This is a genomic window from Halomicrobium mukohataei DSM 12286, from assembly GCF_000023965.1.
Lineage (GTDB): Archaea > Halobacteriota > Halobacteria > Halobacteriales > Haloarculaceae > Halomicrobium > Halomicrobium mukohataei.
In genome coordinates, this window is record NC_013202.1 from 2,340,383 (window position 1) to 2,357,740 (window position 17,358).

Consider the following 17,358-nt stretch of genomic DNA (forward strand, 5'->3'; position numbering starts at 1 on the left):
CGCGACGCCTGAAAAATCACCGGCCCGTCTCCTCGCTCGCGGTCAGGGCTCGACGAGCACTTTGATCGCGTCGCGTTCGTCCATCGCCCGATAGCCCGCGGCGATCTCCTCCAGGGAGACGGTCTTGGTGAAGATCGGCGACGGATCGAGCGTCCCGCCGAGCACGTCTTCGAGCAGGTCGTCGGCGTACGCCCGTACCGGTGCAACGCCCCCTCTGAGGGCGATGTTGTCGCCGAACATGTCGAAGATCGGCACACCGGCGTCGTCGACGCCGTGGGGGACGCCGACGTAGCCGACGGTCCCGCCCGGCCGACAGACCTCGACGGCCTGCTCCATCGCGCTGGCGGCACCCACGCATTCGAGCACGTGCTCGGCACCGCCGTAGGTCAGTTCGCGCACGCGATCGACGACGTCGGTGCCGTCGCCGCCCAGCACCGTCTCGGTCGCCCCGAACTCGGCGGCCAGCGCCAGCCGATCGGGATGGTGTCCGACGGCGACGATCCGTGACGCCCCGAGCCGTCGCGCAGCCAGGACGCCACAGAGCCCGACCGCACCGTCTCCGACGACCACGCAGGTGTCGCCCGCGCCGACGCCCGCACTGACCGCCGCGTGGTGGCCCGTCCCCATCACGTCGGTCAGCGGGAGCACGGATTCGAGCACGTCCTCGTCGTCGGCGTACCGATCCGGGACGCGGACCAGCGTCCCGTCGGCGTGGGGCGATCGGACGTACTCGCCCTGCGCGCCGCCGTTGTCCCCGCCCCAGCTGTCGCCGTTGACACAGGAGGTGTGGAGTCCGCGACGGCAGTACTCGCAGTAGCCACAGCTGACGACGAAGGGCGCGAACACGTGATCGCCCGGCCGGACGCTGTCGACGTCGTCGCCCACGGCCTCGACGACCCCCATCGGCTCGTGACCGACGCGTGAGCCCGCCTCGCGGTCACTCTCCCCGCGGTAGAACCAGAGGTCCGAGCCACAGACCGCGGTGTGTGTCACGCGGACGATGGCGTCGCCGGGGTCTTCGATCTCCGGCCGCGGTACCTCCTCGACACTGATCTCGCCTGGTCCGTCGTAGATGGCAGCACGCATGTGTACTCACACGGCGACGAGGCCCTAAAGTGGGACGCCTACGTCCGCCGAAGCCGGCTGTGAGAACGAGCGTTCGTCCCAGGTCCTTTCCGTGTCTTCGTTCCGCAAATGACTCTCTGAGCCGTTTCAGAAACGAGCGCTATAGCGCTGCATATTTGGACCAACTTGAGGTAAATCGCCCTTCGCTCTTGGGAAGTAGATGGGCGTGTTTAGACGCTATAGTAACAATTGAAACGATTTACACACCGATCGCACTGCTGCCGTGCGATCGGGTGTGCATTGACTTTCGATCGACTCCCCAGAGTCGACGACGAGCGTGTCGAGGCCGTGGCGGGCGGTGAACGTCGCTGCCGAGAGCCCGGCGACGCCGCCACCGACCACGACCACATCCGATCGAACGGTGCTCATGGGTCAGAGGTCGCCGTTGATAATGTCTCGGACGCGTTCTCGATCAAATAGCTGGTGTTCCTCAGCACTGTCGAACGGATTTTCTGGATCAAACTCTCCAAACTGCTTGGGATATACCTGCTGAGCAAGTATCTCCGTATTGTAGAGATTCGTCAACGGTCCCTGTCGACTCACTCCGCCCGGCTCGATCCTGTTTTCCTGAACAGCAGTCACCTTCTGACCGACCGAATTATCCTCCATTGGCAGAACGTAATTTTTGCGGAATTGGTCAAGATCAAATACTGCTTCACCGTTCTCGTCGGAGACAAGATTTCCGGTGTATTCTAGAGCTCCCTGAATAATGATTACGTCGGGATCGGCTTGTAGAAGCCCCTCGTAGTCGGTCTGCTCGGAGATTTCAAATGCGTTGACGGCTTCAAGGTCTCGGAAGTGCTTCGACTGTCCTAATTCTCCGTCGAAGCCGACCGGATAAATATTCCCTCTGTTAGGGTCACTCGCATCGCTGAGATACGCGATAGTCGGTCGTTCCTCCTCGGGTGGTAGTTTCGAGTTCACGGTCCGGATCATCTGGTCGTGAACCTCGACGAACGCCTCGTACCTGGCTTCCTCCTTGAAAACCCGTGCGAGCTTTTCAAAGGCCTCGTAGATGGATGGTTGGTCGTAGTTCAGGCTTGAATTGTTCCGATAAACGTTCGTGCCGAAAATTGGGGCTACGTTCTCCGAGATTTCTTCCAAATCACCCTCGTCCCACGCTTTGTTATACACCAAGCGTCGTTGCGGAAAGAACATCAGGAGATCGGGCTCGACTTCGTATACGTACTCTTTTCCGTCGTAGTCCGCTTCTCCTTCCTTCCACGTGTATGGGTCAGAATTGGGGTAACGACTGCGAAGGTCTACACCGAGATGTTCGAAGTAGTTGAAACTCCGCAGTGGTGTCGGAATCCATCCATCGATTTGACCGAGACAGAACGCCATGTCAGTCAATTCCGAGTCTGTACTGAGCCAGGTAGTTGGAACTCCCTCAAATGTAACCTCTCCTACTGGTTCCATCGTCACCGAGTACGACGTGTCTTCGGGAGTTTTGGTTTCTTCAGGACTGTCCGTCTCACCGCCGGTTGATTCTTCGATCTTCGGGCTGTCGGTATCAGCGTTGTCGCCATCAGCGCTGTTTCCCGTACAGCCGGCCAGTAGCCCACCGCCAATGACCGCCCCGCCGTACTTCACGTAGTCTCTGCGCGTCGGTGCCTCGTGTGTCGTATCGTCTCTCGACATACTAGTTTAGGTCTACCTAAAACACTTAAACCCGCCGGTTTTTAGCCCCCGCCTAAAATCCACTGTGCGCTGGCATGTCCACGGGAAGCCCGCTCGACGAACTCCTCGGGCAGGTCGTCGATCTCCCCTGCCTGGACGCCCCAAAGGTTCGCGTACAGCCCGTCGGCCGCGAGCAGCTCCCCGCGGTTGCCGCGCTCGACGATCCAGCTGTCCCCTAGCACGAGGATGGTGTCAGCGTCCTTGATCGTCGAGAGCCGATGCGCGATGGCGACCGTGGTCCGATCGGCGGTCAGCCGGTCCAGTGACCGCTGGATGAAGTACTCCGTCTTGTTTTCGACGCGGTCACGGTAGGCGTCCAGCTCCGTCTCGAACGCCTCGAACTCGCCACCCATCACTCGGCTTCGAGTACCTCCGGCGGAGAGCCCTCGGCCTCTTCGGCGTCGCCGCCTGCTCGGTCGACATCGTCGTGCCGCGCCCGAAGCGGCGTGACCCGCGGCCCGCGCTCGATGACATCGACTTCGGCGTCGATCTCGAACACGTCCGCGAGCAACTCCTCGGTGACGACCTCTTCGGGGGTCCCGCGCGCCCGGATCGCGCCGTCCTTGAGTGCGACCATCTCGTCGGCGAGCCGGGCCGCCTGCTCGATGTCGTGGAGGACGACCACGACCGTGATGTCGCTCTCGTCACGCAGCGTCTCGACGATTTCCATCACTTCGAGTTGGTGATGAAGGTCGAGGAACGTCGTTGGTTCGTCGAGCAGTAACACGTCGGTGTCCTGTGCGAGCACCATCGCGATCCACGCGAGCTGTTTCTGCCCGCCCGAGAGGCTCCCGACCTCGCGGTCACGGAGGTGTCCGCAGCCGGCGAGGTCGATCGCCCGGTCGACCGCGCGGTTGTCCTCCTCGGTGGTAGTCTCGAAGAATCCCCGGTGGGGATATCGGCCGTGGTAGACGAGGTCCTCAACCGTGATCGACTCCGGCGACGTGCTCTCCTGGGAGAGCAGCCCGAGCTTGCGAGCCAGCTCCTTCGTTCCCATCGAGTGAACGTCGCGGCCGTCCAAAAGTACCGTCCCCTCGTCGGGCGTGAGCTGCTTGGCGAGCCCCTTCAACAGCGTGCTCTTGCCGGAGCCGTTCGGCCCGACTAAGGCGGTGACCGCTCCCGGCGTCGCGACGAGCCGCTCGCCGTCGATCACTGGCTCGTCCATCGAGGGGTATCTGAGGACGAGATCCTCTCCCGAGAGCTCGCTCGCCTGCTTCGAGCCGATAGCGTCGGCGGCCGACTCGTTCGAGAGCGCTTCCTCGCTGCCGTTCCGCTGCCGTGTCTCGGTAGTGTTGCGTGCCATCTCAGATCTCTCCCATGTTCTGCTTCTTTCGCATCAGGTACAGGAAGTAGGGACCACCGACGAGCCCGGTGACGATCCCGACCGGGATCTGGACCGGGTTGAGCGCGAGCCGCGCGCCCACGTCAGCGCCGACCATCAGCGCGGGGCCCACGAACAGACAGCCGACGATCACCTTCTTGTAGTCGCTACCGACGAGGTTTCGCACCATGTGCGGGACGATCAGCCCGACGAAGCCGACGATACCGGCGACGGCGATCGACGCCGCAGCGGCAAGCACGGCCACGCCCGAGAGCGCGAACCGCACCTTCTCGATCGACATCCCGAGCGACTTCGCAGTCTGCTCGCCGAGCAGCATCACGTTACACTGCCGCGCGCCGGTGATCGCCAGCAGGATCGCGACGATCGACCACGGCAGCGCCATCCGCACCTGCTCCCAGTCGGTCCCCGTCAGTGACCCAGTCGTCCACGCGATCGCCGACTGGACGATGCCGATGTCGTCGGCGAAGAAGAACAGCCCCGTCTGGACGCTGCCGAAGACGGTCCCGACGATCACGCCCGCGAGGACGAGCCTGACCGGCGACGTGCCGTTCTTCCAGGCGATAGCGTAGACGATCAAAAAGGCGACTGCGCCGCCGACGGCGGCGATGAGGGGCAGGAAGGCCGCCAGCCCGCCGAAGACGACGAGCACGAGCAGGATCATCAGTCCCGCACCCGAGGAGACGCCGAGAATGAACGGGCTCGCCAGTTCGTTGCGAGTGATCGCTTGGAAGATCGCACCGGAGACGCCGAGATTCATCCCGACGATAGCCCCGACGAATACTCGGGGTAAGCGAATGTTCCAGACGATGAGGCTCTCCTTGCCCATCTCCGGCATCTCCCCGCCCAACAGGAACGCGTGCCACGCCTGTTGGTTAAAGATCACGTCGGGGTTGAACACGGCTGCCCACGCCTGACCGATACTCATCGTGTACGCACCGAAGCTCACTTGCACGAGCCCGGCGACGACGATGATGACGACACTACCGATCGCGGTCGTCACGAGTTTCGGGTCGAGCAACCAGACGAATCGACGGGTGTCGCGGGTGCCGCTCGACTGTTCAGTTCCGGTGACGGGTTCGCCGCTCATCGGTGTCTCCCCGCCTCTACGAGTCCGTCGACGGCGCTCTCGTCGTCGTCTCTCAGCATGTGCTTTAGTCTCGCCTAATCCTTCTAAAGGTTTCCGAATTTTAGGGCAGCCGAAATCTTCTGTCAGCGCGATGCGCCACACCGCGGACACATCAGTGGCGCACCTTCCGGAAGCGCGGGTCCACAGTGCGGACACCCATCGTGTCGGGCGTCGTCATCGCGTCGGCGACCACCTCGGTTCCACTCCAGATCGAGTCGAGTGTTCCAACGTCGTCGGGTCTATCGACTGTGTTCTGTCTGTGTGCCCCGGAGAAGCGCGAGTCTCGGGCCGACGAACTCGGCGGCCTCGTCCCCATCAACATCGATCTCGGCGGGTACGGTCACGGTCTCACCGTCGACGCACGCCAATAGCCCCAGCGTCCCGGCAGCCGACCGCGAGTGTAAGGATTCACGATACGAAGACCGGATCGCAGGTCGTCCGCCGAAACGCTGACGACCTGCAGTCCGTCGCCGCCGATAACGGCTTCCAAGACTGGCATCCCGAGTACGAAATCGCCGCACACGACGTTGAGTGCCTTGTTCACTACCGTGGTTCATCAGCGAAAGCAGCCGCGAACAACGCGCTTAATCGAGCAAATGGCTACGCTCGGCGGTGGATGGCCGAAACGTCCGACTCGACAACGAAGCGCTCGCTCGGCGATACCGTGCGAGCGCTGGGCTGGTATCGGCAGTTCCGTGAAACTGTCCTGATGCTTGCCATCATCAACATAGAACCGGTGTGTGAACCGCTGTAACCGTAACTCAGCAGCTATTCAACACAGCATGAAAATCAACAACGTGCTTCACAAGAGCGTTGATCGGTATCGTAGCCTTCGGCGGAACGCCTCCGAGAGATCATCAGGACGTTCTTCGCCCTCTCCTTCGCCTGATTCCGCTTCGAAGCGATCTTCGCGTTCCTTATGTATAGATAGTTTCAGTCACACCAGAGACGATCTCGTCTCGAAAACGAGTCGCCCAGAATACCCATCTATACCAGCAATTTCCCCCGGTAATAAGCGGTCGTCGAATGTGGAATGATGTCTGCCGTGAGTGTCGTGTGTCTGTCGAGCTCAGGTGGTCGTGCTGAATATACGGCGCGTCTCTCTCACAGGGCTAGAGACACGGACTCGGGACGAAGAGCCGTTCGAACCGTGGTCACTCTGTCCGCCGATACCACTTTGCGAGGCCGGCACTCGTCGCCATCTCAACGACACCGAATGCTACCGCTGGAAGTGAGGCTATCGTTGGGAGACCAGCTGCGATTACGAGCGCCGCCGCGATCGCAAAATCACGCATCCCAACCGAGAGCACCGACGCAATGTGCGTAGACCGAGATCCAGCACGGCTCAGAACGAAGCCGATACCGTATCCAAGCGTGTTGAGAACGACGACGCCAACTCCGATGCCAGTCAGAAGTCCTGTATTTAATCTGATAGTTGCGGCGTTTGCGGCTGTTACCCCGCCGATGATGAGGACGACCATCGTTGCCGAGATAGCCGGATAGTAGGCATCATACACGCCGACACGCTCCGGTTGCCACGCCCGAACGCAGACGGCGGCCAGCATAGGGACGACGACTGCCACGATCAACTGTTCGATTATCGGCATCGTCGGGACGGCGACCTCACCAACGAGGAGAGCCACCACAGCCGGGATGAATCCGACACTCCCCACACCGATGACGACCAGTGCAGTCGTCGAGAGGGCTGTCTCACCCCCGGCGAGTTCCGTCATTACTGGTGTCACGAGTTCCGGCGTCGCCGCTCCGAGGACGACAAATCCGACGGTCAACTCCGGCGACAATCCAAGTCTGCGCGCGACCCCGAATGCGAGAAAGGGCATCGTGACGTGACCCACGAGTACGAGTCCCAACGTCCGGGCGCGAATCTGCCTGAACTGTTTGACCGAAAGCGTTAACGAGACACTCCCGATCATCACCGCCAAGATGAGCGTCGACGCCCGTGTTACGACTGCAATCTCCGGGATGGCAATCCCGAGTCCAACCGCGAGGAGAATCCACAGCAAGAGATAGTCTTCAATGAGGTCGGTCACACTCATCGGTATCGGGTGGCTTGTCGTTCGAGCAGTCGTCGTATCACGTCGTCGATCCCGCTCCGGTGTGCAACGTGTCCGATAGAGATTCTGGACGAGAAGTACCGCCGTTGTGCATCGCCCGCTCGAACACGGCGCGCTCGGATTCGACGAACTCTCTGAGGCAGCCGGGCCGACTCCGAACAGGGGGACTCTCGAACACCCTCAAGATCGACGCGGAGCCACCGCCGCATTCAACCGGATGCCCGCTCTACGTGACGTATGTCGATCGTTCGTTCGGTTGTCACGCTCGCTCGCGACCGGAACGTTACGTTCCTCGCGGCGGGCATCGCCTACTACGCGTTCGTGTCTATCGTTCCCCTGCTGCTCCTGGCGATCGCCGTCGCCTCGACGCTCGGCGGCCAGGCGTTCGCAGACCGGGTCGTCGCAGTGCTGGGCCGGATGCTCTCGGCGTCGGGCCAGGACCTCGTGACGGGTGCACTCACCGACACCGCCGGGCGGGGGACGGCCTCGCTGGTCGGCTTCCTGGTGTTGCTCTGGAGCGGACTGAAGCTCTTTCGTGGACTCGATCAGGCGTTCGACGAAGTGTACGCCGCCGAGGTCCACACGTCGCTCCTCCAGCAGGTGCGGAACGGACTGGTCGTCGTCGTCGGCATCGCACTCGCGGTCGGGACCGCGGTCCTCGTCGGTATCGCGCTCTCGATCCAGCCCTGGGAAATCCCGCTCGTCAACGTCTTCGGGACCGTCGCGCTCGTCGTCGTCATCACCCTCGCCTTCCTGCCGATCTACTACGTCCTGCCGCCGGTCGACGTGTCGCTGCGAGAGATTCTCCCCGGCGCGGTGATCGCTGCTGGCGGGTGGGTCCTGCTCCAGCTCGGATTTCGCATCTACGCGGCCAGTGCCGGGCAGTACGCTGCCTACGGTATCCTCGGGGCCGTCCTGCTGTTCGTCACGTGGCTGTACTTCGCGAGCATCGTCGTCCTGATCGGCGTCGTCGTCAACGTCGTCTTGCGGGAAGCCGGGATCGGTTCCTCGTCGGAGCCGGCCGGGTAGCTGGCGTCTCCCTCGTTGCGTCTGCGATCCTCGCAGGAACCTGTGGCCCGGTGTCGGGGCGTCGTTCATACTATCGGCTGTGAATCTGTGAACGATTTCGCCACCCCGGGGTGGCGAAGATCTTCACGAAGTTACAGCCGGCAGTATCACTTCTGGAGCCCGAGATCACTGCCTTCGACCGAGCCGTCGTCGATGCGGAACCAGCCGTCGTGTACTGCCCGCTCGGTCGCCTCGGGATCGTTGCAGTACCTGTCCATGACTGTCGGACCGTCGATCAGGACGTCGCTGTCGGCCGAGAGCCCGACGGTAACGCCGGGCAGTGCCTCCCCGACACTGTCGCGCTCGAAGTCGTCGGGGCCGTTGATCGTTCCGACGGCGCTCGTCTCGGTGGTCCCGGACAGTTCACACAGGGGGACACCGAGGCCGTGGAAGAAATCGAGGAGGTGATCGTCGAGGCGACCGGTGCTCGACAGTGCGTAGGTCAGATCGTCGAGCCCGAACTCCTGGCGCAGCGGCCGGTAGGCCAGTCGTTCCGCTGCCGCGTACTTCAGCGGCGTGCCGCTGCCGTCGATCACGTCGCGCCCGTACCCGGTGACGCTCCCGGCGACCTTGCGCTTGGCCCAGCCGAAGGTGCCGATCCGGTCCTGAAGCTCGCCGTACAGCTGCTGGTACAGCTTGGGGACGCCGATCAGTACCTCCGGGCCGAGTGCCGGCAGTGCCTCGACACTGCTGGCCCGGTCGGTGTACGCGACGGTGGCCCCGGCGTCCCAGAGGTAGTAGGCCCCGACGCGCTGGTAGACGTGTGCGACCGGCAGGAGCGCGGTCCCCGTCGCACCGGGGTCCAGTGGGAGCGCGTCGCTCAGTGCCGCGATGGCCGCCCGGAGGTTCCGGTGGGTCAACGCGACGCCGGTCGGCTCGTCGTCTGCGGGGACCTGATAGACGATCGTCGCGAGATCGGTCCCGCGGCGATTCAACCCCGGCAGGGAGCGCTGTGGCGACGCTGGCAGCGGCTCCGTGTCGACGACCACGTCGACTGCCCGCTCGACGGCCGAAGGCGGGTCATCGGGTGACGCGAACCCGTCGATGTCGGCGGTCGTGACGATCGATCGCAGCTGTTCGTCGTCGAACGAGGGATACAGCGGAACAGAGACGAGCCCGGCGAGGTGGCTGGCGAGGTCGAAGAGCAGCGACTCGCCGTTCGATTCGAGGTCGATCGCCAGCCGGTCGCCCGGCGTGAGCTCCGTCTCCAGTAGCCCGCCAGCGACCGTCGTCGCACGCTCGTACAGCGACTCGAAGCTCCGTTCCGTCCGCTCGTCGCCGCCGTGTTCGACCGTAGCCACACGGTCTCCGTGTGTCGTCGCCACCTGTTCGAACCACGACGCGATCGGGCCGGCGGGAACGGACAGCTCGCCGCCGTCTAAGACCGCTTCTTCCACGGAGACCGTCGTCGTCGGCTGGTCGTCGGTCGTCTCGGGGGGTGACTCCGAGCGGCGACGCTGCCGGAGCGTTCCGGGCGTGTACTCGTAGGTCTCGTCGACGTCCGTCTGGTAGTACTCGCTGTAGCGCTGGTCTTCGTCACCCGCGGCGATGTGGCTGTCGAGCCAGTCCCGGAGGAAGGTGAGGACCTCCATCGTGACGTACTCGCCGTCCTCGTGACGTTCGCGAAAGTCGCTGACCGTCGACGCGAACTCCTCGTGCATCTCTCGGTGGTCGTAGAAACAGTCGGCACAGTCCATCGCGTAGCCACAGTCTTGCATGAACTCTTCCTCGTCGCCGAAGTGGTACTCGGTGTACCGTTCGAGCTCTCGGAGGATGTCACCGATCTCGTCCTGTGAGTGGCCCTCGTCCATGGCCGTGTGGAGATCGTTCAGCAGGCCGAACAGCCGCTTGTGCTGTTCGTCGAAGCGGTCGATCTGTGTGCTGTAGCGCTCGTCGTCCCACCGGGCGAACGCGTCCTCGGACTCTAGTTGCATACTCTGGGCTGGCTCCACCATCCTCAAAAGCACCCCCTCCAGTTCTCGGCGGATGAAAACAGAGCGACACGCACAACAGGGAATCGGTCGATCACGCAGACAGCGATGCGTCAACTCACCGACGAAGCGATCGCCGAGGTCCTCGCGGCGAACGGTATCGGCGTCCTCGCCTTTGGCGAGACCGGTCGCTATCCCTACGCCATCCCCGTCGCCTTCGGGTACGACGCGGACGCCGACGTCTTGGCTCTCCAGCTCGAAGGCGGGACGGACAGTGAGAAACACCGGGCGCTGGAGCGACACCCGTACGTGTCGATCACCGTCTTCGAAGAGACCGAGCCGCGAGACACCTGGCGCAGCGCAGTGGTCAGAGGGAAACTGGTCGAAACGAGCTACGAGGCAGTCGAGACGGCCTTCGCGACACTGGCAAAGCGGACGCGCTCTGCACCGAACCCCGTCGTCTGGGGAGATTCGGCGAGCGTGACGCCCTACGAACTACAGATCGAGGAGTGGAGCGGTCGGTCGTTTCCGATCAACTGAACGACGAGCCTACGTCTGGGCCGAGTAGCCCGCTTGCTCGACTGCTTCGACCAGGGCCGCCACGTCGGCGTCACCCTCGACGCTGGCACGCTCGTCTTCGTGGTCGGCGCTGGCGTCAGTGACGCCACTGACGGCTTCGAGAGCCTCTTCGACCGTCTGTTCACAGTGCTCGCAGGACATTCCTTCGACGGACAGTGTCGTCATACGTTCGCCCGTAGGGACGGCTCGTTTATTCGGGTTGCGCCTCGGTCCCCGCCCGCGGCGGGCCGTGGATGGCAAACCGTTTTTCCGTGCGGTCCGAACGACGGGTATGAACGTACGACGCGTCGGAGACCTCGGTCCGGACGAGCGCCGCGCGCTGTTCGAGCGCGATGCCGGCGTCGACGAGGTCCGCGACGACGTGCAGGAGATCGTCGATCGGGTCCGAAAAGAGGGCGACGTTGCGCTGCGGGAGTTCGCCGAAGAGTTCGACGGCGTCACCGTCGGTAACGTCGACATCACCGACGACGCCGAACGCGCCGTCGAGGAGATCGATGCGGCGACACTGTCGGCCATCGAGGACGCCGCCGAAAACGTCAGAGCGTTCCACGAGGCACAGTTGCCGACCGACTGGCGCGACTCCTTCGAGGGGCGCGAACTCGGTCGTCGATATCGCCCGATCGAGAGCGCCGGTGCGTACGTCCCCGGCGGGACCGCAGCGTACCCCTCCAGCGCGCTGATGGGCGTTATCCCGGCGAAAGTCGCCGGTGTCGAACACGTCGCCGTCGCGACCCCGCCCGCCGAGGAGATCAACCCGGTGACGCTCGCGGCCATCCACGTCGCCGGTGCGGACGTGGTGTACCAGGCCGGCGGCGCGCAGGCGATCGCCGCACTCGCCTACGGGACCGAGTCCGTCGACGCCGTCGACAAGGTCGTCGGGCCGGGCAACCGGTGGGTGACCGCCGCCAAGTCGATCGTCCGGGGCGACGTGGCGATCGATTTCCTCGCCGGCCCCTCCGAGATCATGGTCGTCGCCGACGAGAGCGCCGACCCGGAACTGGTCGCCGCCGATCTCGTCGCCCAGGCCGAACACGACGAGAACGCCTCCGTCGTCGCCGTGACCGACGACGAGGAGCTCGCGGAGGCCGTCGCAGCGGCCGTCGACAGCCAGGCCGACGCGCGCGACCGCGAGGCCGTGATTCGCGGGGCCCTCGACAGCGCGGCCTCCGGGGTCTTCCTCGCGCGGTCGATGAGCGAGGCGGTGCTGTTCGCCGAAGAGTACGCGGCGGAGCACCTCTCGATCGTCGCCGAGGACGACGAGTCGATACTCGACCGCATCCCCTCGGCCGGGTCGGCGTTTCTCGGCCCCCACAGCGCCGTGGCCGCCGGTGACTACGCCAGCGGACCGAACCACGTGCTACCGACGGGCGGCCACGCGCGCGTCACCGGCGGACTCTCCGTGGACTCGTTCCTGCGCTCGACGACCGTACAGCGCCTCTCCGAGGAGTCACTGGCCGACATCGAGTCGACGATCACCACGCTCGCGGAGGCCGAGGGGCTCGAAGCCCACGCAGAGAGCGTCCGCAAGCGATTCGACGACGCCTGAGCGCCCACTCCCAGATGACGGTCGCGACACCGATCGAGCGAGCGACGATCCAGGACCTCCCCGCGATCCAGCGGGTCGCCGACTGGAGCTTCCACGCGGCCTACGCCGGGCTGGTCGACGAACAGCTGCTCGACGCCGTCGTCGACCAGTGGTACGCGACCGAACGACTCCGCGAGCAGATCACCGATCCCGACAGCCTGTTCCTCGTCGCACGTCGCGGCGGCCGCGTTCGTGGCTACGCCAACGTCGAACCGGACGACCAATCCGAGACGTACTATCTCTCGCGACTCTACGTCGAGCCGCTGCTGTGGGGCAACGGCATCGGCACCGAACTGCTCGCCGCCGTCGACCGCCGACTGTCGGCGGAATCGCTCTGGCTCACCGTTCTGGCCGGCAACGAGCGGGCCATCGGCTTCTACGAGCGACAGGGGTTCGAGTACGTCACCACGGAGACGACGACCTTCGGTCCGACTGTGGTCGAGGAGCACGTCTATCGCAAGCCGCTGTGATCCCGGCGTCACTGTTAACACGTTCGGGAGCGACTGTATCCGTATGAGCAGCACCGTAGACGCGGACCCTGGGGGGACAGGTATCGACGTGACCGAGCCGGCGGCTGCGGAGGCCGTCGATCTCATGGAGGGCGAACAGATGGACGTCGACGAGGCGGGGCTTCGGCTGTTCGTCCAACAGGGCGGCTGTGCCGGGCTGTCGTACGGCATGCGCTTCGAGCACGAGCCCGAGCCCGACGACCAGGTGTACGAACACCACGGCCTCCGCGTGTTCATCGACCAGTCCAGCCTCAACTACATCGAGGGCTCCGTGCTGGACTTCGAGGGAGGTCTACAGGGCGAAGGGTTCCACGTTCGCAACCCCAACGTCGAGAGCGAGTGTGGGTGTGGCGAGTCGTTCCGGACCTGATCGTCACTCCTCTAGCTCGAAGGCCACCTCGACTTCGGCCTGGTATTCCCGGCCCTCGACGCCTGCGATCTCGACGCCCATTTCCTCGACTTCCGCCCACTTGAGATTGTCCAGCGTCGCTTCCGCGCGGCCGACGGCGTCGTCGACGGCGTCGTCGAAGCTCTCGGCACTGGTCCCGATCAGCGTGATCTTTTTGAAGACCATGTTCCTCGTTCACAGCCACCAGTGATAAAGATCGGGACCACCCCGGTATCGGGGACAGCACGCAAGGACGGCCGGCAGTGTCAGGCCGACCGCGTGTTCAGCGTCTCCGAGAGGATGCCGACCACGTCGGTGAGGTACGCCGTTCCCCACACTGCGACGAGGACGGCACCGATCGTGTCGAAGACGAGATCCAGCATCGTGTCCCCCAGTCCGTACTGCGTGAGGACGGTTCCGGTTCCCATCATCGCCGCGGCCGTGCTGACGGCGAACTCGATGACCTCCCAGAAGACGCCGAACGCGAGCACGAACAGGAGGATGAACACGAACATGAACCGCGGCGGAATGTGGATCCCGTCGCTGTGCTGGTCGAGCGACCGCACCGTCGTGTACCCCGCCGCGGCGACGATCGACGACGAGAGGGCGTGCGTGAGATGATCCCACCACCAGATCGTCGCGTAGAAGTTCGCCTCTGCGCCGGGGAGGCCGACCGTGCCCAGCGCGTGAAGCCAGACGGCACCGGTGATCCACAGCGTCAGTCCGGCGTCGAGCGGGATCTCGTAGTCCCGTTCGAGGACGGCCGGCAGCTGGGCGACCAGCAGACCGATTCCGGTGTTGACGATGATCCCGGTCGAACCGCGTTCGATGCCGACAAAGAGCATCCCGATCAGCGACAGCTGCATGAGGCGCGTGAGCCGCCGCTGTGTCGGCGTCGAGACGCCGATTCGGTCTCTGAGTCTCATCGCGTCACCTCTGTCGGGAGACGGTCGGTCGCCTCGACCTGCCGGCGCACGTAGAACGCGAAGATCAGACCGGCAGCGACACCGGCGACCGTCGACGCGACGAACTCGACCATCAGCGCGTGTTCGATCTCCGCCTCGGGGACGCCGCGCTTCAACAGCAGCGTCGTCCCGAACAGGATATCTGCCGACCACCGAACGACGGCCCAGACACCCGCCATCGCAAGCGTCGTGACGACGACGAAGGCGACGGCGAAGCCGTCCGTCATCCGGACCGGGGTAAAGAGGTGCAGTTCCACCACGACGACCAGCGAGATCGCCGCGACGGAGAGATACGTCGCGACCTGTCCGGTCACCGGGACCGTCGCGTAGGCCCGCCCGAGCACCGGGAGGGCGGCGAGACCCGTCACTTCCCACGGGAGCGTCGTCTGCCAGCTCTGAAAGCGGACGGGTGGCAGTACCGCCAGCGCGACGACGGCCAGCGCGAAGGCCGCCCACCAGAGCCGGTCGCGCCAGACGCTCGTCGCGACCGCGATCACGAGCAACCCGATCAACAGCCATGAGAGTACGGCGTTCGTTCGCTGGTGGCGGAGGAGCCGCCCGATATCGCTACTCATATTTGGCACCCATGTCGTCCGCGGTTGAAACAGTGTCGACCGTTCACAGCACCGCGAGGTAGACGACCAGATACGAGAGCGCAGCCGCCGTCACCGCGCCCAGTCCCGTCGCGCACGCTCTGGGCCAGTCGACCGCCCGAAGCTGTCTACTCAGCAGTTGGCGCTGGGTGGCCCCGATCACTCCGAACGCCAGGATCGTGAACACGAACTGGTACGACGCTTCCAGCGTCGGGGCCGGCAGCGCGACCGCCGCACCGGCATACGAGAGCCCGAGCACGGCTTTGCGGTCGATCTGTGGTCGACTCGCCCGACCGGTCAGGCGCAAGTAGACCACGAGCCCGAGCCAGAGGGTCGCCAGCTCGATCCCGAACGCGCCAAGCAGGTGCAGGGTCGGATCGGCCGCGAGCGCGACTCGCTCCGTGACGACCGGTACGTCGAACGGGTACAGAAACACCGGCGGCTCGCCGGTGAACAGGTCGCCAAAGGGGTGTGTGACGAGTCCCACGAGCGCCGTCGCGAGCACGGCACCAGAGGAGAGCCCGCGACGAGCGGCGAACTGGGTGATCACGAGCCCACCGATCCCGAACAGCACCGTGACCGCGCCGGCCACGGAGCCGCCGGTCGCCGTCGCAACGGCCGACAGACCGACCAGCACGGTGGCAGCGACGACGCGGCCCGCGCTCGACCGACGCCACAGCGAGAACGCGGCCGCTGCGGTGCCGGCGAACACCAGCGAGTGGGTCGGACCGCGATGGACGACGTTCCCCGTCGACCAGAACGCGTCGGTCGCATCGAACACACCGGAGACGCCGTTGAGCAGTCCCAGCGGCCCGTAGAGGATGTCGATATCCGGGAGCGTCGCGAACAGGCCGGCGACGATCGCTAACTGGAGCGCCCGGTGGCTGTCGATCTCGCGAGACAGCGCCACGGCTCCGACCAGCGCGAACGCCGCGACGCCGTGGCCAACGAACATACGCTGTGTTTGACCGCGAGCGCGTATAAGTGTCTCGCGCCCGTGATAACACGACTCTCGGCACCGGCCGGTCGTCGTGCCGGGCGGGCAGTTGCCCCCGTCGAGGCTCGTACGGACGGTCGTAGTCGCTTCTGCTCCGACTCTACGACTCCGTCCGGCGGATCCGAGACGGAACTACAACGTTCCGTCTCATACGGATTATTGTAGCCGTTTACCCGTTCAACCGCAAGACAGCGTGCGGTCGATCCGGTAAAGATCTACAACAATCCGTATCAGGCAGAGGGTCGATACACCGCGTACTCGCCGTCGTCGTCGACGCCGAGGACGGCCCAGTCGTACGACGGGCTCTCGACGGAGAGCCGGCGGTAGGTGGTCACCGCGTCCTCCATCTCGGTGACGAAACACCGGTGACGCCCGTCTGTCGGGATCGTCGAGGGTTCGGAACACGTGACGCGGACGACGCGCCACTTGCGCTCCGCTCGTAGTTCGCCGTCTGTACGCGACACTGAGTAGCCGAGGTCTGCGAAAATCGACGAAGCCTGATCGGCCAGCGAGGTGGTTACGGCCGCCATCTGACAATCGATACCACGGCACACGTCTTAAGTATTTTGACCGTCAGGATGTCCGACAGTATTCGGTCGTCGGCCGTCTGCGGTCAGGCGCTCACTCGTGGGCGGCGTCCCACTGGTCGGGCTTGCGAACGTTGCTACACTCGTTGCACTGCACCCGTCCCATCGCGTCCATCGCGTTGTCGACGCTCTCGCAGTTCGAACAGAAGTATCCCCAGCGCGTCGTCCCCTCGTCGTCGCTGTACACCAGGTAGAACGGCCCCTTCGAACCGATCTCCGACTCCGACCGGTTCACGAACAGCACCTGCCCGTCCGGACTGTCGTGTCGTTCCATGGAGAGTGGTGGACGCGGCAGGGGTATAGACGTTGTCTTCCCGTGGGTTACCCGGGCAACGGCGACGCGACTCCGTAGCAGAGCACAACACTTGTACGAGCGAGCGTGCTACCCACCACGACATGACTCTCGTCGTCGTCCCGGTCAGGTACCCGCTGTCCGGGCACTCGCGAACGACTCTGGAGACGGCGATTCGCGTCGCCGAGGAACGCGACGCCGACCTGACGGTCCTGCACGTCAACCTCTACCAGAACGGTCGCCGCGTCACGCGGGCGGAACTGCGCGACGCAGTCCAGTCTGAGTTCGGACGACTGCCACGGACCCGATACGCCGTCGCGTCTGGCCTCCTCGTCGAGGAGACCATCCTCGAAGAGGTCGTCAGCCTGAACGCGGATCTCGTCGTGATCGGACGCAAACAGGCCGGTCGCTGGCGATCGATGGTTCGGCGGCTCACCGACGAGACCGACGTGGGAGACTTCCTCCGGCACGAACTCGACTGCGAGATCGTCACCGCACCGATCGAGTGACTCGCCG

At 64.4% G+C, this 17,358-nt stretch carries 21 protein-coding genes and 2 pseudogenes; 8 read left to right on the forward strand and 15 right to left on the reverse strand.

Translation table 11 applies throughout. The features are described 5' to 3' along the window. Positions 1-42: 42 nt before the first annotated feature. The 6 genes and pseudogenes from HMUK_RS11770 to HMUK_RS11790 all read right to left on the reverse strand — a co-directional run bounded on the left by HMUK_RS11770 (position 43) and on the right by HMUK_RS11790 (position 5,234). Positions 43-1,086 carry a zinc-dependent alcohol dehydrogenase family protein gene (locus tag HMUK_RS11770; protein WP_015763390.1) on the reverse strand — a complete coding sequence of 348 codons (1,044 nt, stop codon included), beginning with the start codon at positions 1,084-1,086 and terminating at the stop codon, positions 43-45. A 216-nt stretch (positions 1,087-1,302) separates the two neighbouring features. Continuing rightward, the gene (locus tag HMUK_RS18145; protein WP_015763391.1) at positions 1,303-1,494 is read right to left on the reverse strand and encodes an FAD-dependent oxidoreductase; all 192 of its coding nucleotides are present in this window, start codon (positions 1,492-1,494) and stop codon (positions 1,303-1,305) included. 3 nt (positions 1,495-1,497) lie between these two features. Beyond that, positions 1,498-2,766, reverse strand: a complete 1,269-nt coding sequence (locus tag HMUK_RS11775; protein WP_015763392.1) for an ABC transporter substrate-binding protein — start codon at positions 2,764-2,766, stop codon at positions 1,498-1,500. A 41-nt stretch (positions 2,767-2,807) separates the two neighbouring features. Beyond that, positions 2,808-3,092 (reverse strand): annotated as a pseudogene (locus HMUK_RS11780) (ABC transporter ATP-binding protein); the annotation flags it as partial. Between the two features lie 65 nt (positions 3,093-3,157). Next, on the reverse strand, positions 3,158-4,108 hold the full coding sequence (locus tag HMUK_RS11785; protein WP_015763393.1) for an ABC transporter ATP-binding protein: 951 nt from the start codon (positions 4,106-4,108) through the stop codon (positions 3,158-3,160). A gap of 1 nt (position 4,109) precedes the next feature. Next, positions 4,110-5,234, reverse strand: a complete 1,125-nt coding sequence (locus HMUK_RS11790; protein ID WP_015763394.1) for a FecCD family ABC transporter permease — start codon at positions 5,232-5,234, stop codon at positions 4,110-4,112. Between the two features lie 287 nt (positions 5,235-5,521). On the opposite strand from HMUK_RS11790, the gene HMUK_RS18030 reads away from it, so the two are divergent. Both HMUK_RS18030 and HMUK_RS11795 read left to right on the forward strand, forming a co-directional pair. Beyond that, the gene (locus HMUK_RS18030) at positions 5,522-5,644 is read left to right on the forward strand and encodes a hypothetical protein (RefSeq protein WP_262983437.1); all 123 of its coding nucleotides are present in this window, start codon (positions 5,522-5,524) and stop codon (positions 5,642-5,644) included. 38 nt (positions 5,645-5,682) lie between these two features. Beyond that, a pseudogene (locus HMUK_RS11795) lies at positions 5,683-6,027 on the forward strand (IS5/IS1182 family transposase); the annotation flags it as partial. Between the two features lie 400 nt (positions 6,028-6,427). Here HMUK_RS11795 and HMUK_RS11800 read toward each other — a convergent pair. Then, on the reverse strand, positions 6,428-7,330 hold the full coding sequence (locus HMUK_RS11800) for a bile acid:sodium symporter family protein (protein ID WP_015763395.1): 903 nt from the start codon (positions 7,328-7,330) through the stop codon (positions 6,428-6,430). 255 nt (positions 7,331-7,585) lie between these two features. Between HMUK_RS11800 and HMUK_RS11805 the strand changes: the two genes are divergently transcribed. Next, positions 7,586-8,377 (forward strand): YihY/virulence factor BrkB family protein, encoded by a 792-nt coding sequence (locus tag HMUK_RS11805; protein ID WP_015763396.1) that lies wholly within the window; start codon positions 7,586-7,588, stop codon positions 8,375-8,377. Between the two features lie 146 nt (positions 8,378-8,523). Here HMUK_RS11805 and HMUK_RS11810 read toward each other — a convergent pair whose 3' ends face one another. Next, on the reverse strand, positions 8,524-10,350 hold the full coding sequence (locus HMUK_RS11810; protein ID WP_049940831.1) for a bacteriohemerythrin: 1,827 nt from the start codon (positions 10,348-10,350) through the stop codon (positions 8,524-8,526). A 105-nt stretch (positions 10,351-10,455) separates the two neighbouring features. Here HMUK_RS11810 and HMUK_RS11815 point away from each other — a divergent pair, with 105 nt between their 5' ends. After that, positions 10,456-10,887: a pyridoxamine 5'-phosphate oxidase family protein gene (locus tag HMUK_RS11815; RefSeq protein WP_015763398.1), complete on the forward strand. Its 432-nt coding sequence runs from the start codon at positions 10,456-10,458 to the stop codon at positions 10,885-10,887. A gap of 9 nt (positions 10,888-10,896) precedes the next feature. On the opposite strand, the gene HMUK_RS11820 is transcribed toward HMUK_RS11815, so the two are convergent. Next, a complete protein-coding gene (locus HMUK_RS11820; protein WP_015763399.1) occupies positions 10,897-11,091 on the reverse strand; it encodes a heavy-metal-associated domain-containing protein in 195 nt (64 codons plus the stop codon). Positions 11,092-11,197: 106 nt separating this feature from the next. On the opposite strand from HMUK_RS11820, the gene hisD reads away from it, so the two are divergent. The 3 genes from hisD to HMUK_RS11835 are packed head-to-tail and all read left to right on the forward strand — an operon-like array spanning position 11,198 to position 13,390. After that, a complete protein-coding gene (gene hisD, locus HMUK_RS11825) occupies positions 11,198-12,472 on the forward strand; it encodes a histidinol dehydrogenase (protein ID WP_015763400.1) in 1,275 nt (424 codons plus the stop codon). Positions 12,473-12,486: 14 nt separating this feature from the next. Continuing rightward, on the forward strand, positions 12,487-12,981 hold the full coding sequence (locus HMUK_RS11830) for a GNAT family N-acetyltransferase (protein WP_015763401.1): 495 nt from the start codon (positions 12,487-12,489) through the stop codon (positions 12,979-12,981). A 43-nt stretch (positions 12,982-13,024) separates the two neighbouring features. After that, the gene (locus tag HMUK_RS11835) at positions 13,025-13,390 is read left to right on the forward strand and encodes a HesB/IscA family protein (protein WP_015763402.1); all 366 of its coding nucleotides are present in this window, start codon (positions 13,025-13,027) and stop codon (positions 13,388-13,390) included. A gap of 3 nt (positions 13,391-13,393) precedes the next feature. Here HMUK_RS11835 and HMUK_RS11840 read toward each other — a convergent pair whose 3' ends face one another. The 6 genes from HMUK_RS11840 to HMUK_RS11865 all read right to left on the reverse strand — a co-directional run bounded on the left by HMUK_RS11840 (position 13,394) and on the right by HMUK_RS11865 (position 16,824). Beyond that, positions 13,394-13,594: a dodecin gene (locus tag HMUK_RS11840; protein WP_015763403.1), complete on the reverse strand. Its 201-nt coding sequence runs from the start codon at positions 13,592-13,594 to the stop codon at positions 13,394-13,396. 80 nt (positions 13,595-13,674) lie between these two features. Continuing rightward, positions 13,675-14,334, reverse strand: coding sequence for a hypothetical protein (locus HMUK_RS11845; protein WP_015763404.1), 660 nt, complete (start codon positions 14,332-14,334; stop codon positions 13,675-13,677). Beyond that, complete coding sequence (locus HMUK_RS11850; RefSeq protein ID WP_015763405.1) at positions 14,331-14,948, reverse strand: hypothetical protein; 618 nt, start codon at positions 14,946-14,948, stop codon at positions 14,331-14,333. The genes HMUK_RS11845 and HMUK_RS11850 overlap by 4 nt, the downstream gene beginning before the upstream one ends. 43 nt (positions 14,949-14,991) lie before the next feature. Beyond that, a complete protein-coding gene (locus HMUK_RS11855) occupies positions 14,992-15,921 on the reverse strand; it encodes a metal-dependent hydrolase (protein ID WP_015763406.1) in 930 nt (309 codons plus the stop codon). A gap of 272 nt (positions 15,922-16,193) precedes the next feature. Continuing rightward, positions 16,194-16,493 (reverse strand): DUF7116 family protein, encoded by a 300-nt coding sequence (locus HMUK_RS11860; protein WP_015763407.1) that lies wholly within the window; start codon positions 16,491-16,493, stop codon positions 16,194-16,196. A 91-nt stretch (positions 16,494-16,584) separates the two neighbouring features. Further along, a complete protein-coding gene (locus tag HMUK_RS11865; protein ID WP_015763408.1) occupies positions 16,585-16,824 on the reverse strand; it encodes a DUF5816 domain-containing protein in 240 nt (79 codons plus the stop codon). 122 nt (positions 16,825-16,946) lie between these two features. Here HMUK_RS11865 and HMUK_RS11870 point away from each other — a divergent pair, with 122 nt between their 5' ends. Then, positions 16,947-17,351, forward strand: coding sequence for a universal stress protein (locus tag HMUK_RS11870; RefSeq protein ID WP_015763409.1), 405 nt, complete (start codon positions 16,947-16,949; stop codon positions 17,349-17,351). The last annotated feature ends 7 nt before the right edge of the window (positions 17,352-17,358 follow it).

Bases quoted from the DNA above. Each gene is read 5' to 3' on its own strand.
- HMUK_RS11770 (WP_015763390.1), bottom strand. From the start codon at position 1,086: ATGCGTGCTGCCATCTACGACGGACCAGGCGAGATCAGTGTCGAGGAG.
- HMUK_RS18145 (WP_015763391.1), bottom strand. From the start codon at position 1,494: ATGAGCACCGTTCGATCGGATGTGGTCGTGGTCGGTGGCGGCGTCGCC.
- HMUK_RS11775 (WP_015763392.1), bottom strand. From the start codon at position 2,766: ATGTCGAGAGACGATACGACACACGAGGCACCGACGCGCAGAGACTAC.
- HMUK_RS11785 (WP_015763393.1), bottom strand. From the start codon at position 4,108: ATGGCACGCAACACTACCGAGACACGGCAGCGGAACGGCAGCGAGGAA.
- HMUK_RS11790 (WP_015763394.1), bottom strand. From the start codon at position 5,234: ATGAGCGGCGAACCCGTCACCGGAACTGAACAGTCGAGCGGCACCCGC.
- HMUK_RS11800 (WP_015763395.1), bottom strand. From the start codon at position 7,330: ATGAGTGTGACCGACCTCATTGAAGACTATCTCTTGCTGTGGATTCTC.
- HMUK_RS11805 (WP_015763396.1), top strand. From the start codon at position 7,586: ATGTCGATCGTTCGTTCGGTTGTCACGCTCGCTCGCGACCGGAACGTT.
- HMUK_RS11810 (WP_049940831.1), bottom strand. From the start codon at position 10,350: ATGCAACTAGAGTCCGAGGACGCGTTCGCCCGGTGGGACGACGAGCGC.
- HMUK_RS11815 (WP_015763398.1), top strand. From the start codon at position 10,456: ATGCGTCAACTCACCGACGAAGCGATCGCCGAGGTCCTCGCGGCGAAC.
- HMUK_RS11820 (WP_015763399.1), bottom strand. From the start codon at position 11,091: ATGACGACACTGTCCGTCGAAGGAATGTCCTGCGAGCACTGTGAACAG.
- hisD (WP_015763400.1), top strand. From the start codon at position 11,198: ATGAACGTACGACGCGTCGGAGACCTCGGTCCGGACGAGCGCCGCGCG.
- HMUK_RS11830 (WP_015763401.1), top strand. From the start codon at position 12,487: ATGACGGTCGCGACACCGATCGAGCGAGCGACGATCCAGGACCTCCCC.
- HMUK_RS11835 (WP_015763402.1), top strand. From the start codon at position 13,025: ATGAGCAGCACCGTAGACGCGGACCCTGGGGGGACAGGTATCGACGTG.
- HMUK_RS11840 (WP_015763403.1), bottom strand. From the start codon at position 13,594: ATGGTCTTCAAAAAGATCACGCTGATCGGGACCAGTGCCGAGAGCTTC.
- HMUK_RS11845 (WP_015763404.1), bottom strand. From the start codon at position 14,334: ATGAGACTCAGAGACCGAATCGGCGTCTCGACGCCGACACAGCGGCGG.
- HMUK_RS11850 (WP_015763405.1), bottom strand. From the start codon at position 14,948: ATGAGTAGCGATATCGGGCGGCTCCTCCGCCACCAGCGAACGAACGCC.
- HMUK_RS11855 (WP_015763406.1), bottom strand. From the start codon at position 15,921: ATGTTCGTTGGCCACGGCGTCGCGGCGTTCGCGCTGGTCGGAGCCGTG.
- HMUK_RS11860 (WP_015763407.1), bottom strand. From the start codon at position 16,493: ATGGCGGCCGTAACCACCTCGCTGGCCGATCAGGCTTCGTCGATTTTC.
- HMUK_RS11865 (WP_015763408.1), bottom strand. From the start codon at position 16,824: ATGGAACGACACGACAGTCCGGACGGGCAGGTGCTGTTCGTGAACCGG.
- HMUK_RS11870 (WP_015763409.1), top strand. From the start codon at position 16,947: ATGACTCTCGTCGTCGTCCCGGTCAGGTACCCGCTGTCCGGGCACTCG.